At 64.6% G+C, this 15,115-nt stretch carries 13 protein-coding genes; 10 read left to right on the top strand and 3 right to left on the bottom strand.

Annotation, left to right across the window (positions count from 1 at the left end; translation table 11 throughout):
- Positions 1 to 27: 27 nt before the first annotated feature.
- Genes fahA through FQU74_RS19015 form a run of 4 tightly spaced genes read left to right on the top strand, consistent with a single transcriptional unit; the run spans position 28 to position 4,093 of the window.
- A complete protein-coding gene (fahA, locus tag FQU74_RS19030; protein ID WP_146288062.1) occupies positions 28 to 1,287 on the top strand; it encodes a fumarylacetoacetase in 1,260 nt (419 codons plus the stop codon).
- An 11-nt stretch (positions 1,288 to 1,298) separates the two neighbouring features.
- Positions 1,299 to 2,249 (top strand): MBL fold metallo-hydrolase, encoded by a 951-nt coding sequence (locus tag FQU74_RS19025; protein WP_146288061.1) that lies wholly within the window; start codon positions 1,299 to 1,301, stop codon positions 2,247 to 2,249.
- 22 nt (positions 2,250 to 2,271) lie between these two features.
- Entirely contained in the window at positions 2,272 to 3,888 is a 1,617-nt protein-coding gene (locus tag FQU74_RS19020; protein ID WP_229704439.1) for an FAD-dependent oxidoreductase, read from the top strand.
- 4 nt (positions 3,889 to 3,892) lie between these two features.
- The gene (locus tag FQU74_RS19015) at positions 3,893 to 4,093 is read left to right on the top strand and encodes a DUF2783 domain-containing protein (protein WP_146288060.1); all 201 of its coding nucleotides are present in this window, start codon (positions 3,893 to 3,895) and stop codon (positions 4,091 to 4,093) included.
- A gap of 42 nt (positions 4,094 to 4,135) precedes the next feature.
- Here the strand turns inward: FQU74_RS19015 and FQU74_RS19010 are convergent, their stop codons facing one another.
- From FQU74_RS19010 to FQU74_RS19000, 3 genes are read right to left on the bottom strand one after another with little or no spacing between them, the layout of a single operon-like run.
- Positions 4,136 to 4,990, bottom strand: a complete 855-nt coding sequence (locus FQU74_RS19010) for an MBL fold metallo-hydrolase (RefSeq protein WP_229704440.1) — start codon at positions 4,988 to 4,990, stop codon at positions 4,136 to 4,138.
- Complete coding sequence (locus FQU74_RS19005; protein WP_146288058.1) at positions 4,987 to 6,339, bottom strand: aminotransferase class III-fold pyridoxal phosphate-dependent enzyme; 1,353 nt, start codon at positions 6,337 to 6,339, stop codon at positions 4,987 to 4,989. Before FQU74_RS19005 ends, FQU74_RS19010 begins: the two co-directional genes overlap by 4 nt.
- The gene (locus FQU74_RS19000) at positions 6,336 to 7,145 is read right to left on the bottom strand and encodes an IclR family transcriptional regulator (RefSeq protein WP_146288057.1); all 810 of its coding nucleotides are present in this window, start codon (positions 7,143 to 7,145) and stop codon (positions 6,336 to 6,338) included. The genes FQU74_RS19005 and FQU74_RS19000 overlap by 4 nt, the downstream gene beginning before the upstream one ends.
- 130 nt (positions 7,146 to 7,275) lie before the next feature.
- On the opposite strand from FQU74_RS19000, the gene FQU74_RS18995 reads away from it, so the two are divergent.
- The 6 genes from FQU74_RS18995 to FQU74_RS18970 all read left to right on the top strand — a co-directional run bounded on the left by FQU74_RS18995 (position 7,276) and on the right by FQU74_RS18970 (position 15,104).
- A complete protein-coding gene (locus FQU74_RS18995) occupies positions 7,276 to 8,745 on the top strand; it encodes an APC family permease (protein WP_146288056.1) in 1,470 nt (489 codons plus the stop codon).
- A 57-nt stretch (positions 8,746 to 8,802) separates the two neighbouring features.
- Positions 8,803 to 10,293, top strand: coding sequence for an aldehyde dehydrogenase (locus tag FQU74_RS18990; RefSeq protein WP_146288055.1), 1,491 nt, complete (start codon positions 8,803 to 8,805; stop codon positions 10,291 to 10,293).
- A 61-nt stretch (positions 10,294 to 10,354) separates the two neighbouring features.
- Entirely contained in the window at positions 10,355 to 11,620 is a 1,266-nt protein-coding gene (locus FQU74_RS18985; protein ID WP_146288054.1) for a Tm-1-like ATP-binding domain-containing protein, read from the top strand.
- Positions 11,621 to 11,728: 108 nt separating this feature from the next.
- Positions 11,729 to 12,547: a hypothetical protein gene (locus FQU74_RS18980; RefSeq protein ID WP_146288053.1), complete on the top strand. Its 819-nt coding sequence runs from the start codon at positions 11,729 to 11,731 to the stop codon at positions 12,545 to 12,547.
- Entirely contained in the window at positions 12,544 to 13,254 is a 711-nt protein-coding gene (locus FQU74_RS18975; RefSeq protein ID WP_158635643.1) for an FkbM family methyltransferase, read from the top strand. Before FQU74_RS18980 ends, FQU74_RS18975 begins: the two co-directional genes overlap by 4 nt.
- Before the next feature lie 5 nt (positions 13,255 to 13,259).
- Positions 13,260 to 15,104, top strand: a complete 1,845-nt coding sequence (locus FQU74_RS18970; protein ID WP_229704441.1) for a glycosyltransferase family 2 protein — start codon at positions 13,260 to 13,262, stop codon at positions 15,102 to 15,104.
- Positions 15,105 to 15,115: the final 11 nt, after the last annotated feature.

Here is a 15,115-nt window from a genome sequence, read left to right as displayed (position 1 = left end):
ATCGATAGCCAGAGTAAAGGATAGTCCATGGGACTGATGCGGTCTTGGGTGGAAAGCGCGAATGCTGCGGACTGCCCGTTTCCCCTGAACAACCTGCCGTGCGGCGTGTTCTCTCTGGGCGCGGAAGAGCCCGTTTGCGGTGTGGCGATCGGGGCCCATGTGCTTGATGTGGCGGGGCTTGAGCATGGTGGCATCCTCGCCCTTGATGGCGGGCCGCTTCTCGACGTGCCGTTCTGGAATGAGGTGATGGGTGCGGGCCCAGGGGTCTGGGCCGCACTGCGCGCGCGCCTGATCGAACTTCTGGCCGAAGGATCGCCCCACCGCGCGGCGGTGGAGCCGTTCCTCGTGCCGCTGGCCGAGGTGACGCTGCACATGCCGTTTCTCGTCAGCGAGTACACAGATTTCTACGCGGGCCGTCATCACGCCTTCAACGTGGGAACCATGTTCCGCGGGCCTGAAAACGCGCTTCCGCCAAACTGGCTGCATATTCCCATCGGCTATAACGGGCGGGCGTCGTCGGTTGTTGTATCGGGCACCGAGGTGCGACGGCCATGGGGTCAGGTAAAAGCACCCGATCAGGCGGCGCCCAGCTTTCAGCCCTCCCGCCGATTTGACATCGAGCTTGAGATGGGGGCCGTCGTGGGCCTGCCGTCCGAGTCTGGCCAGCCGGTGACGGTGGCCGAAGCGGATGCGATGATCTTTGGCTATGTGCTGTTGAACGACTGGTCGGCGCGCGACATTCAGGCATGGGAGTATCAGCCGCTCGGCCCCTTCCAGGCCAAGGCGACGGCCACGACCATCAGCCCGTGGATCGTGACCCGTGCGGCGCTGGAGCCCTTCCGCACCTCGACGCCGCCTCGCGAAGTGCCGCTGCTGCCGCATCTGCAGGAGCCTGGCCCCATGCTCTATGACATCGCGCTCGAGGTGGGCCTGACCCCTGAGGGCGGGACCGAGACGGTAATCGCGCGCACCAACTATGCAGAGATGTACTATTCCGCAGCTCAGCAACTGGCGCATCACACCACAAGTGGGTGTGCGATGAACACGGGCGATCTGCTGGGATCTGGCACGATTTCCGGCCCCACGAAGGACAGTCGCGGCAGTCTGCTGGAGATGTCCTGGGGCGGGAAAGAGCCCATCGCGATTGCAGGCGGCACCCGCAGCTTCATCGAAGACAATGACACGCTCGTGCTGCGCGGCGCAGCGCGCGGCGACGGATTCACCATCGGTTTCGGCGACTGCGCGGGGAAAGTGATCCCCGCACTGGCCGATCCCTACGCACGCTAAGGAACAGCAACATGGCCAAGGCTTTCGCCTCGCAGGGCGATCTTGCGGAAAAAACCATCAGCTTCACCCAGATCGGCGACGGGCTCTATGCCTTTACCGCCGAGGGCGATCCCAACTCTGGCGTCATCATCGGGGATGACTCGGTCATGGTGGTCGAGGCGCAGGCCACACCGCGTCTGGCGCAAAAGGTGATCGACTGCATCCGTCAGGTGACGGACAAGCCGATCAGCCATGTCGTGCTGACCCATTACCACGCCGTCCGCGTGCTTGGCGCATCGGCCTTTGGCGCGGGTCAGGTCATCATGTCGGAAGCCGCGCGCAACATGGTCGTCGAGCGCGGGCAAGAGGATTGGGACAGTGAGTTTCAGCGGTTTCCACGGCTCTTTCAGGGGCATGAATCGATCCCCGGCTTGACCTGGCCCACCACTACCTTCAACGGCAAGATGACGGTCTGGCTGGGCAAGCGGCGGGTGGATATCCTGCAACTGGGTCGCGCCCATACGGCGGGCGACGCGGTGATCCATGTGCCCGACCAGAACGTCATGTTCACCGGAGATATCGTCGAGGCGCATTCGGCCTGCTATTGCGGCGATGGCCATTTCGCCGATTGGGGCACTACGCTTGAGGCCATCCGCGCCTATGACCTTGCGGCCATCGCGCCGGGGCGGGGGGATGCGGTTGTGGGCCGGCAGGCGGTTAACGCGGCGCTGGATCGCACCCGCGATTTCGTCGAGTCGACATATCGCCCCGTCGCCCGGATTGTCGCGCGTGGTGGGTCATTGCGTGAGGCATGGGATGCCGCGCGCGCCGAATGTGACCCGAAATTCATGAATTACGCGATCTATGAGCATTGCCTGCCGTTCAACGTCGCGCGTGCCTATGACGAGGCGCGCGGCATCCACCATCCCCGCATCTGGACCGCCGCCCGCGATCTGGAGATGTGGGCGGCGCTGCAGGGCTGAAACCCGGATCAGGGAGGATCAGATGAAGGACTTGGTTCCGGAACGCTATGCACTGGCGTTCCGCCTCTACCCCTATGCCCGATCGCCGGATCAGGATGCCACCGCACCGGTTCGTCACAAGGCTATTGTGGTCGGCGGCGGGCCGATCGGTCTGGCCACGGCGCTTGATCTTGGCAGGCGCGGTGTGCCGGTCGTGCTGCTGGATGACCATGAAGGCGCGGGGCTGGGCAGCCGGGCGCTGTGCTTTGCCAAGCGCACGCTTGAAATCTGCGACCGTCTGGGGGCGGCTGCCCCCATGCTGGACAAGGGCGTGCAGTGGAACCTTGGCAAGGTCTTTCACGATGACAGGCTGCTCTACGAATTCAACCTCTTGCCCGAGGGCGGCCATGCGATGCCGGCCTTCATCAACCTGCAGCAGCCGTGGTTCGAAAAGTTCCTGCATGACGCCATCACCGCCGCGCAGGCCGAAGGCGCCCCGATCGAGCTTCGTGGACGCAACCGCGTCGATGCGGTGATCCCCGCCGCCGACCATGTGACGCTGGAGGTGATGACGCCCGACGGTCCCTACCGGATCGAGGCCGACTGGCTGATCGCCTGCGACGGTGCGCGCAGCCCCTTGCGAAACATGCTCGGCCTTGGCTTCGACGGTCGGGTGTTCGAGGACAACTTCCTGATTGCCGACGTGAAGATGAAGGCCGATTTCCCGACCGAGCGCTGGTTCTGGTTCGAGCCGCATTTCAAATCGGGCGACTCGGCACTGCTGCACAAGCAGCCTGACGATATCTGGCGCATCGACTTTCAGCTGGGCTGGAACATCGACCGCGCGAAAGAGCTGGAACCCGCCCGCATCCGCGCCCGCGTCGATGCGATGCTGGGGCCGGATGTGGACTATGAGCTCGACTGGTGCTCGATCTACACCTTCCAGTGCCGAAGGATGGCACAGTTCCGCCATGGCCGGGTGCTCTTTGCCGGGGATGCGGCGCATCAGGTCAGCCCCTTTGGGGCGCGCGGCGCGAATTCAGGGGTGCAGGACGCCGACAACCTTGGCTGGAAGCTTGCGCTGGTGGTGCAGGGGATTGCCCCCGATAGTCTGCTGGACAGCTATGATGCCGAGCGGGTGCATGGCGCGGACGAGAACATCCTGAACTCGACCCGTGCGACGGATTTCATCACGCCCAAGACCCCGGTGTCGAAGATGTTCCGCAATGCGGTGCTGACGCTGGCCGAGACGCTGCCCTTTGCGCGGACCATCGTGAACTCGGGCCGCCTGTCGGTGCCCTGCACCTATGACAGATCAGCCCTGAACGGCCCCGATCACCCCGAGATGCCTGCCCGCACACGGCCGGGATCACCCTGCCCGGATGCGCCGGTGGGGCAGGGGTGGCTCCTGTCGCATCTGGGTCAGGGCTTCATCTTGCTGACCATCGGCCTTGATGCCCCCGAAAGCGTGATGGCGCATGGCCTGACTGTGCCGCGCCTCGCGCTCGAGGCAACGCCCGAGCTTGCGGCGCGGTATCTTGGTGGGGCGAAAGGCGCGGTCTATCTGATCCGTCCCGATCAGCATGTCGCCGCGCGGTGGGACCATTACGATGCCGATGCGGTTGCAGCCGCCACCGCCCGCGCCATCGGAAAGGAGTAGGCAAATGCTGATTACCACCCCGAACCTGACGCGACCGGATGAAAGCTATGCGCGTCTTATCGCCACTCATGAGGGTCTGGACGAGGCAGGGAGCCACGCGCTCAATGCCCGGCTGATCCTGATCCTGATGAACCATATCGGTGATGACGCCGTGTTGGCCGAAGCAATGCGGCTCGCGCGAGAGACTGGCACAGAGGCCGCCTGACACAAAGGCCCGCAGGTTCCCCCCTGCGGGCCTTTGGCCGTTTCAAAGCGGGATCTTCAGCCCGTCTGTTCCGATGTGCAGCGCGCCGCTCCAATGCGGCGCAAGGCAGCGCGCCCAGACCTCGGGGCCGAAATCGGGATCATCCGACGGGATCAGGTGGTTCAGCGCCAGCGCCTTGGCGCCCGCCGCCTTGGCCACCGCTGCCGCGTCATGGGCCAGCGTATGGCCGCGCAGCCAATGCGCCATCAACCGCCCGTCGCCATTGCCGATCCGTGCAAGCAGCGGCTCCAGCCCCTCGGCCAGCATCGCCTCATGCACCAGAAGGTCGGCACCGCGCGCGAAATCGGCAAGCGCCGGGTTATGCGCGGTGTCCCCCGAAAAGACCACGGTCTTTCCCGCACCCTCAAACCGCAGGGCGAAGGTTTCGGTCAGTGGCGGGTGGATCGACTGGCCAACGGTCATGCTGATCGGACCCATCTGCACCGTCTGGCCAACCTGCAAGGGCTGGATCGTCACCAGTCCCGCCAGATCGGGGCGGCCTTCCTCATGGATGCGATAGGCCAGATCATCGGCCATCGCGTCGAGAAAACCGCGCCAGTAGCGTACCAGACCTGCCGGGCCCCAGACGGTGACCGGCGCCTTCAGCCCGGCGGTCCATGCCGTGTGGATCAGCGCGCCAAGCTCAAGGTAGTGGTCCGAGTGCAGATGGGTGATCACGATGGCCGACAGGTCTTTCAGGGCGAAGCCCTGATCCGCCAGCCCCCGTGTGACGCCCAATCCGCAGTCGATGACCACGCTCTGCCCTGCGAGGGACAGCAGCGAGGCCGTGGGCATCGGCGATCCTTTCCGGATCGCCGGCCCGCCCTTCGTGCCCAGAAGTGCGACGAAACCGCTCACAGTGCGGCGAAGCCTGCATCGAGGGCCGCAAGGATCGTCTCGGCATCGGCCGAGGTCAGAACAAGGGGCGGTGACAGGATGATGTTCGGCCCCGAGACGCGGACCATGGCCCCGGCCTTGTAGGCCACCTCTTGCACCTGTCCGGGCTGCGATTTGGGCGGGGCAGTTTTGCTGGCCCGCTCGCCCACCAGCTCGATCGCCAGCATCAGGCCGTGGCCGCCGCGCACATCACCGATGACGGTGTATTTGTCCTTCAGCCGGTTGATCCCCGCCCAAAGCTGCGCGCCACGGGCAGAGGCGTTCTCGACAAGGTTCAACCGCTGTGTCTCGGCCAGACAGGCCAGCGCGGCGGCTGCACCGACCGGGTGGCCGGAATAGGTGTAGCCATGGCCGATGGCCGCGCGGCCGGTCTCGTCGCCCTCGAAAACTTCGGCCACGCCTTCGGAGATCATCACCGCGCCGAAGGGGAAATAGCCGTTGGTGATCGCCTTGGCGGTACACATGAAATCGGGCTTCACGCCCCAAAGACGGCTGCCCGACCATGCGCCGCTGCGACCGAACGCGGTGATCACCTCATCCGCGATCAAGAGGATGCCGTTCTTGCGGCAGATCGCCTCGACCCCCGGCATGAAGCTGGGGTGGGGCGGGATGACGCCGCCCGCACCAAGGATCGGCTCCATGATGAACGCCGCTATGGTTCCGGCGCCCTGAAAGGCGATCTCATCCTCCAGCGCCTGCAGGCAAAGCTGGGCAAGCTTCGCCGGGTCGCTCTCGTTGAAGGGATTGCGATAGGTGTAGGGCGCGGGGATATGATGGCAGCCGGGCAGAAGCGGCTCATAGGCGGTGCGGAAGTTTGCGTTGCCATTGACCGAAGCGCCGCCGATATGCGTGCCGTGATAGCCCTTTTTCAGCGACAGGAACTTGATCCGGCCAGCTTCGCCCCGGATTTTGTGATACTGCCGCGCAAGGCGCAGCGCGGTTTCAACGCTGTCCGACCCGCCGCTGGTAAAGAATGCGCGTGTCAGCCCGTCGGGGGCAAAGAAGGTGCGCAACTCTTCGGCCAGCTCGATCACCTTGTCATTCGAGGTGCCGCGGAAGATCGAGTAGTAGGGCAGGGCCTCCAACTGGTCGGCGATGGCCTGTTTCACCGGCTGGCAGGAATAGCCGAGGTTCACGTTCCAGAGCCCGCCGACGCCGTCGACCACCTCATGCCCATCGATATCACGGATGCGGGTGCCTGACCCGCCGACGATGATTGCAGGCGGGTTCTTCAGACTGTCCGACGGGGCGGTCATCGGATGCCAGAGGCTGCGCGCATTGTTCGCCTTGAGGAAATTCTCGTCCTTCATCCCTGCACCTTTTCTGTCGGTTGTTCGGTCTTGCGCCAAAGCGCGGAAAGCTCGGCGGGCGGATGCCCACCCCAAAGCGCCATGATCTCGCGTGCGGCGGCGATCAGCTGGCGCGGAATCGTGATGCGGGCCGCATCGGTCAGCCGCGGGGCGGCGGCGGCAACCGCCAGTGCGCCCTGCACCTGGCCCTGGGCATCAAAGAGCGGCACCGCAAAGCTGCTGACATCGGCCTCGAAGGTATTTGCCGTTTCGGCCCAGCCACGTGCGCGGGCGGCGGCAACACGGGCGCGCAGATCGTCGGCAGTCACCGGCACCAGCCCCGGCGCCGTGGCAAGTGGCCCCTCCAGAACCCGCGCCAGCGCCGCATCCTCCATCCAGCCCAGAACGGCATGGCCCGACGAGGTGGCATGGAAGGGCAGGCGGTCGGCATCCTCCATCATCACGCGCATGCCATGCGCGGCCGGATAGGCGAAGGACAGCGTCACAAGCTGTCCGGCCACCAGATGCGACATATGCGCCGTCTCGCCCGTTGCGGCGGCCAGTGCCTGCAGGATCGGCAGCGCCGCTTCCCGCGTGGGAACGGTCGCCTCACGCAGGGCGGCAAGGCGCAGGACGGCAGGGCCGATTCGATATTCCTTGCTGCTGACCACCTGCTCGACCAAGCCATGTTCGACCAGTTCAGACATCAGCCGATAGCAGGTCGCCTTGTTGGTGCCCGACAGGCGCGCAAGCTCGGACAACCCGATCTGCGGGCGTGATCTGGTGAAAAGGTCCAGCAATGTCAGGGCTTTGGATGTTGTTCCCATGGGCCTTCGCGCTCCCGTCCAAAAGGCATTTGTCCGGTTCATGTATTTTTGTTGACAGAAGAGACCCCTTCCTGTCAATCTAAAAAAGAACCGATGGTTCACATAATAAACCAACAGGAAGGGGAAGGCAATGTCAATCTCTGACGCGCCCGCCAAGACAGAGGGAAGCGCCACCGCTTCCTCGAACCAGCTGCGCCCGAATGTGCTTGGTGCGGCATCGATCATGTTTCTCGTGGTGTCCGCCGCGGCGCCCCTGACGGCGGTGGCGGGCGGCGTGCCGCTGGCCATGTTGCTTGGCAATGGTGCAGGCGTCGCCGGTGCCGTGGGGATCGTCACGCTGATCCTGATGCTGTTCGCGGTCGGCTATGTCGCCATGTCCCGGCATGTCCGCAACGCCGGCGCCTTTTACGCCTTTGCGGCGCAGGGGCTTGGCGGGCATTTCGGCGGTGCTGCGGCCATGGTTGCGATCCTGTCCTACAACTGTATGCAGATCGGCATCCTTGGCCTTTTGGGCGCAGCCTCGGCCGGAACCTTTGGAGCCATGGGGCTGACCCTGCCGTGGTGGGTCTGGTCCTATATCTTCATCGCGCTGACGGCGGTGCTGGGCTACCGGCAGGTTGACCTATCGGCCAAGATCCTCGTGATCCTTGTCGCGCTGGAATATCTGATCGTGCTGATCATCAACGCGGCGATCTTCTTTGCTGGCGGCGACAGCGGCACATTGTCCATGGCGCCCTTCGCGCCCTCGCAGATCATGTCGGGCGTGCCGTCGATCGCGGTCCTCTTTTGCTTTGCCTTCTTCATCGGGTTCGAATCGACCACGATCTATTCCGAGGAAGCCCGCGATCCCCGCCGTTCGATCCCGGTGGCAACCTATGGCTCGGTTCTGCTGATCGGCATCTTCTACATGGCCACCGCCTGGCTGATGGCCAATGGCGCGGGCGTGGACAAGCTGGTGCCGACGCTTGCCGCGCTGCCCGATCCGACGACCTTCCTCTTTGATCTGGCGGGTCGCTATGTGGGTGGGCCGGTGCCGACGATCATGGGGCTTTTGTTCATCTCGTCGCTCTTTGCTGCGGTCCTCGCCTTCCATAACGGCGTGGCACGCTACAAATACGTGGCCGGGCGTGAAGGGCTGCTGCCCGACCGCGTGGGCCAGACCCATGCCGAATACCGCAGCCCGCACATCGGCTCGATCATCCAGACGGGGATCGCGGTTCTGGTGATCGGTCTCTTCGCGGGCTTCGGCCTTGATCCGGTGCTGCAGCTGTTCACCTGGCTGACGCAGCTTGGCACCCTGGGTGTGCTGGGTCTGATGGGGCTCGTCTCGTTTGCGGTGATCGGCTTCTTCTCGAAAAAGGGGAATCTGGGCGAAAGCATCCTTGCGACGAAAATCCTGCCCTTGATCAGCGGGATCATCCTTGTCGTCCTCTTTGTTCTGATCTTCAGCCAGTTCGGCGCGATGACCGGGGCACAGGGCTGGCTTGGGATCGCACTGCCGTCGCTGGTGATCGTGGCGGCCCTTCTGGGGCTGATCCTGGCCTGGAACCTGCGCAACCGTGACCAGATCCGCTTTCGCGCCCTTGGTCAACATCGCTGACGCAGTCAACCGGCGAGGGGCGGTCTGCCGCCCTTCGCGCCACACCGGGAAAGACAGATGGCCAACCCTGCACAGACCGAAATCGACATCCTTGCCGCGCGCGACCTTGCAGAAGGGCGCCTCTTGATCGACGGCACATGGGTCGAGGGGCAAGACGCGCCGACGCCCGTGCTTTCACCCATCGACGGGCGGCAATTGACCCGCACCGCCTCGGCCAGCGCCGCCGATGTGGACCGCGCCGTCGCCAGTGCCCGCGCGGCCTTTGACGATGGCCGCTGGTCGCGCCGCGCACCGGCCGAGCGCAAACGGGTTCTGCACCGGCTGGCCGATCTGATCGAGGTGCATGCGCTGGAACTGGCGGTTCTGGGCGTGCGCGACAATGGCACCGAAATGTCCATGGCGCTGAAGGCCGAGCCGGGAAGTGCTGCGGGAACCTTCCGCTACTATGCAGAGGCGATCGACAAGGTTTACGGTGAGATCGCGCCCACCGCCGACACGGTTCTGGGTCTGGTTCATCGTGAGGCCGTGGGCGTGGTTGGTGCCATCGTGCCCTGGAACTTCCCCCTGATGATCGGGGCATGGAAGATTGCGCCCGCGCTTGCCATGGGCAATTCCGTGGTGCTGAAACCGGCCGAGACGGCGTCACTGTCGTTGCTGCGGCTGGCCGAGCTTGCGCTTGAGGCAGGCGTGCCGCCGGGTGTCTTCAACGTTGTGACCGGGCCGGGCCGCGTGACGGGCGAGGCGCTGGCGCTCTCGATGGATGTTGACGTGCTGGTCTTTACCGGATCGGGGGCAACCGGGCGGCGCCTGATGCAATACAGCGCCCAGTCGAACCTGAAGCGGGTCTATCTGGAACTGGGCGGCAAATCCCCCAACATCGTCTTTGCCGATGCGCCGGATCTGGCACAGGCGGCCAAGGTGGCGGCAACCGGCATCTTCCGCAATGCAGGCCAGGTCTGCGTCGCGGGGTCGCGCCTGCTGGTCGAGGCGGGCATCCATGACGCCTTTGTGGCCGAGGTCGCCAAGGTCACGGCGGCAATGAAGCTGGGCAATCCGCTGGATCTTTCAACCCAGATCGGGGCCGTCAATTCAGCGCAGCAGTTGCAGGGCAACCTGCGCTTCGTGGCGGATGCCGCCGCCGAAGGTGGCACCATCGTCACCGGCGGCCGGCAGGCACTGACGGAAACCGGCGGCTGGTACATGGAGCCGACCATCGTGACCGGCGTGCGGCCCAGCCACCGGCTGTTTCGCGAAGAGGTGTTCGGCCCTGTGCTGGCCGTTACCCCGTTTGAGACCGAGGCCGAGGCCCTGCAGCTTGCCAATGCCACCGACTATGGTCTTGCCTCGGGTGTCTGGACGGGCAACCTTGGCCGGGCACACCGGATGATCCGTGGCCTGCGGGCCGGGGTGGTGCATGTGAACACGTATGGCGGTTCCGACGGGACCGTTCCGCTGGGCGGCGTCAAGCAGTCGGGCAACGGCCATGACAAATCGCTGCACGCGCTTGAGAAATACACCGACCTCAAGACCGCCTGGATTCAGCTTTGATACCAACGCAGGGGAGCTGACCGGCCCATCAGAAGGCCGGGGTCCCAAAAGGGAGACTGACATGGGAAACCGTATCCTCGTCGCCGGGACATGGGACACGAAGAACGATGAGCTTGGCTACATACGCGATGTGATCCTTGGCCAGGGGGGTGAGGTTCTGGCGATGGATGTCTCTGTTCTGGGTGACCCTTCGCTTCCCGTCGACATTACGAAGCATGACGTGGCGGCGGCGGCGGGATCGTCCATTGCGGCGGCCATCGCGGCCGAGGATGAAAATGTCGCCATGCAGATCATGGCGAGCGGTGCGGCCAGTCTTGCCGCGCGGCTGCATGCCGAGGGGCGCATCGATGCCGCCATCGTTCTGGGCGGCACGATGGGCACAGATCTTGCACTGGATCTTGTCTCGGCCCTGCCGCTTGGTGTGCCGAAATACATCGTCTCGACCGTCAGCTTCTCGCCCATGATCCCGCCAGAGCGGATCCCGGCGGATGTGCAGATGATCCTGTGGGCAGGCGGGCTTTACGGACTCAACTCGATCTGCAAGGCCTCGCTCAGCCAGGCGGCGGGGGCGGTTCTGGGCGCGGCCCGCGCGGTCGAGCCCCCGCGCCGCGACCGGCCGCTGATCGGGATGACCAGCTTTGGCAAGACCGTCCTGCGCTATATGGTGCATCTGAAGCCCGCGCTCGAGGCGCGGGGGTTCGAGGTCGCGGTCTTTCATGCGACGGGTATGGGCGGGCGGGCCTTTGAAAGCCTCGCCGCCGAGGGAGCCTTTGCCGCCGTTCTGGATTTTGCCCCGCAAGAGGTGGGCAACCATCTCTTCGGCTCGGCCATCAGCGCGGGGCCTGACCGGATGACCGCCGCCGGGCGCAAGGCGATCCCGCAGGTGGTCTCGATCGGCTGCCATGATCTGGTTGACCTCGTCGGCTGGCATCCGGTGCCCGACCGCTTTCGCGACAGCCCCTTTCACGCCCATAACCGGATCCTTTCGTCGGTCGTCCTGAGCGCGGAAGAGCGGCGGCAGGTCGCCCGTGCCATCATCGCGCGGATCGGTCAGGCCAAGGGTCCGGTCACGCTGCTTCTGCCCGCAAAGGGCGCGCATGAATGGGATCGCGAGGGTGGCCCATTGCAGGACAGTGCGGGTCTTTCGGCGTTCCTGACCGAGTTGCGCGCAGCTTGCCCGTCAAACGTGCGGCTGGTGGATCTTGAGTTCCACATCAACGACATCGGCTTTGCCGAGGCGGCGCTGGCGGTGATCGATGGCTGGATCGCGGCGGGGGTTCTGCCGCAGGCCAGCGTGGCGGAAGGGCAATCCGTTACGGCGGAGTGACGCCCTTTTCCCCTACGCAAGCCGTGCGTGTTGTCACCTGTGGGCCGATCAGATAGGAGGATTCTGCACGCCTCGTAACGCTTCCCGTCAAAACGGATATCTTCGGACATGACCCTGAACCGTCGCCCCGTGGCTTCTCTGTGGATCGGTGAAAAGCTGCACTACATCAACCAGCTTTGCCTGAAGTCCCACCTGCTGCACGGTCATCCGGTCACGCTCTACTGCACCGACAAAGTGACCAACGCGCCCGAAGGCGTGGTGATCCGGCCCGCAACCGAGATCATGGAGATCGACATGGCGCTGGTCGAGGCCACTTCGGCCTCTTTCCTGTCGAACGTCTTTCGCTACAAGATGATCCGCAAGACCGGCGCGCTGTGGATCGACTGCGATGCCTTCTGCCACAAACCCTTTCCCGATGAATGGGAGTATGTCTTTGCAGGCCACGGGATGCGCGGAGCGCTGAACTGTGGTGTCGTGGGCCTGCCGGTGCAGTGCCAGTTGATGGACATGTTGCTCGACTATTACGACAACCTGCCGGACTATCCGGCATGGTGGGGCAAGAAGCAGCGCAAGCAGATGGATCGCAACACCGAAAAGGGCGGGCTGTCGCATGCGGCCGCGATCTACAAGACCGAGCGCACGGCCTTTGGCCCGCAGGCCTTTACCTATTTCGCGCAACAGTCGGGCGACTATGACAAGGCGATGACGCCCGATGTGCTTTATCCGGTGCCATTCCAGCTGAACGATGTGTTCTTTGACCCCTATGGCCGGGTTGAGGGGCACTTCACCGATGCGACGGTGTCGGTCCATCTCTACACCAATGGCACCAAGCCATGGTGGCGCCAGAACCCGCCGCTGAAGAACTCCTATGTTGCGCGGATGTGCGATCAGGTGGGGATCGACCCCGCCCAGGCCTTGGGCGAGTGAGCGGTCCGGTGATGGGCGCGCAGGCCCCTGCGACCGTCGAAGAGCTTCAGCAGAAGCTCGACAAGTTGCGCCGCCGTCAGCGCCGGAACGAACGGGCGGAATGGGCGTCAGGCTTCCTGACCGCAGTCTGCGGCATGTTGCGGCCCGGTGATCTGGCCATCGACTGCGGCGCGAATGTGGGCGATATCTCGGCCCGGCTCCTGGCCAGCGGCGCCGATGTCATTGCCTTTGACCCTGAACCCTTCGCGGTTGAAAAGCTGCGCCACCGGTTTGCCGACGAGGCGCGCTTTCAGCTGATCGGGGCGGCGGTCGGCACCTGCAAGGGCACCGTCCATCTGATGCGCGCCAGCAACTTTGACGACAATGCCGCACTCGGGTCTGTCAAAAGCACTGTCGTGACCGGCGGCCGGATGATTGATGAGACCGAGGGCAACACGATCGCAGTCGAACAGATCGACTTTGTCGCCTTCCTGCGCGACCAGATCGCGCGTCGGGGCGAGATCGCCTTTCTGAAGATGGATATCGAAGGGGCCGAGCTGGACCTGATCCCCGCGATAGATGCAGCCGGGCTGTTCGACCATATCCGCTGCACGGTGGTCGAGACGCATGAGCGCAAGTTCCGCGCCCGCCGGGACGATTTTGCCCGCATGCGCGCTGATATCGCGGCGCGGCACTCGCCCTCTCGCGTGAACCTTGACTGGATCTGACGCCCATGTCCGCCGCGCCGGATGACGCTCTTGCCCTCCGCAATCTGAAGCACACCAGCTCGCATGGCACGGTCATGGCCGTGTCGATGATGAAGGACGAGGCGCCCTATCTTCTGGAATGGTTCGCGCATCATCTGGCGGTGGGGTTCACCGATATCCTTGTCTATACCAATGACTGCACCGACGGCACAGTCGAGATGCTGCAGCGTCTGGAAGAACTTGGGCTGGGATACCACCGCCCGAATGTGATCCGCGAGGGGGTCAAGCCGCAGCCCTCGGCCCTGGCACATGCGCAGGCCGAGCCACTGGTGGGTGCGGCCGATTGGGTCATGGTCTTTGACGCCGACGAGTTTCTGTCAATCAACCACCCCTCGGGCCATCTGGACGGGATGCTGGACGATGCCGTGGCCCTTGGTGCAAACGGCATCGTGGTCACGTGGCGCATCTTCGGGTCGAACGGTGTGGCAGACTGGTCACGCGCGCCGGTGACAGAACAATACACCCGCGCGGCGCCGCCGCTCTGGCGGATGGGGTGGGGGGTCAAGACCCTGTTCAAGTTTGACCCCGAATACTGGAAGCTTGGCATCCATCGCCCCACCATCAAGAACAAGCATCTTGAGGACGGCTTCCCCGATACGGTTCACTGGCTGAACGGCTCGGGTGCGAAGATGGAGGATTACTTCAAGTTTCGCGGCTGGCGCTCGATCCGCCGGACGGTGGGGTTCGACTGGGCGCAGATGAACCACTATGCGGTCAAGTCGATCGACAGCTATGCCATCCGCAAGTTGCGCGGCAATGTGAACAACAAGGCAAACAAGTACAACGCCGATTACTGGTCGCTGCAGGACCGCAACGAAGTGCCTGACACCCGCATCCTGCGCCATGCGGAACGGCGTGCCGCAATCATGACGCAGCTGCTGACGGACCCGGTTCTGCGCGCGCTGCACGAGGCCGCGTTGAACCGGGTGGAGCAGCGCCTGGCCGAGTTGCGCGAGACTGAAGCCTACAAGGCGATGCGGGCCGAGCTGATCGAGGCCAGCAAGGTGCCGATCACCGAGGTTGAGGCCAAGCCGCCGCAGGCCCGCGACCCCGCCAAGATCGCCGAGCTGATGAGCCGGGTTGAAAAGCGCACCATCGAGACCGCCGCCGCCACGCCGCGCAAGGAACCCGCGCCGGTTTCCGGCTGGAACGCCAAGGGGGTTGATCCCTACCGGCCGGGCAAGGTGGCGCTGTCGCAGGACACCCCCATCGACTGGGTCCGCAGCCAGGAAATCGAGCTGCCCGCCGACCCGCAGCTCTTTTCGCCCGAGGCGGTGATGGCGGTGCTTGCCGGCAAGTTTGACCGCCGTCACGCCCGCAACATCGCCTTTTATGTTGCCGGTGCGCGCCGTCTGCTTGACCTTGGCGCGGGCGTTGGCCTGAGCCCGATCAAGGCGCTGCGCGAGGTGCAGGGCCTTGTTGCCATGCTGCAGGACGAGGGCCCGGGGATGGTGTCCGCCGCCGCCGCGATCCATCGGCGCAATGGGCTGACCGATACCGCGACGCTGAAGCTTGTCAGCGGCAAGCTGCGGTTGGCCCATGATCAGGGGGCCGAGGCGACGGGGCTTGCGGCGTATTTGCGCGACTTCCGCCCCGATGTACTGCGGGTCAACCGGCGTGCCGGGCTTGCGCCCGAGGTGCTGGCCGCCGCCCCCCTCGACAGCGTGCGCAAGATCGTGCTGCCGGTCGATAGCGATGCCGAGCTTGAGGCCTGCCGCACGGCCTTTGGCCCCCTGCTGGCGGCCCAGGGCTTTGCCGAGGATGCCGAGGCTGCGCGCAATGGATCGGCCCTGTTCCAGCGGCCCGCGTAACCCCGGTTCTG

Origin of the sequence: Gemmobacter aquaticus, from assembly GCF_007859075.1 — a bacterium.
Taxonomy (GTDB): domain Bacteria; phylum Pseudomonadota; class Alphaproteobacteria; order Rhodobacterales; family Rhodobacteraceae; genus Gemmobacter; species Gemmobacter aquaticus.
This window is presented reverse-complemented; position numbering and strand designations above follow the sequence as displayed.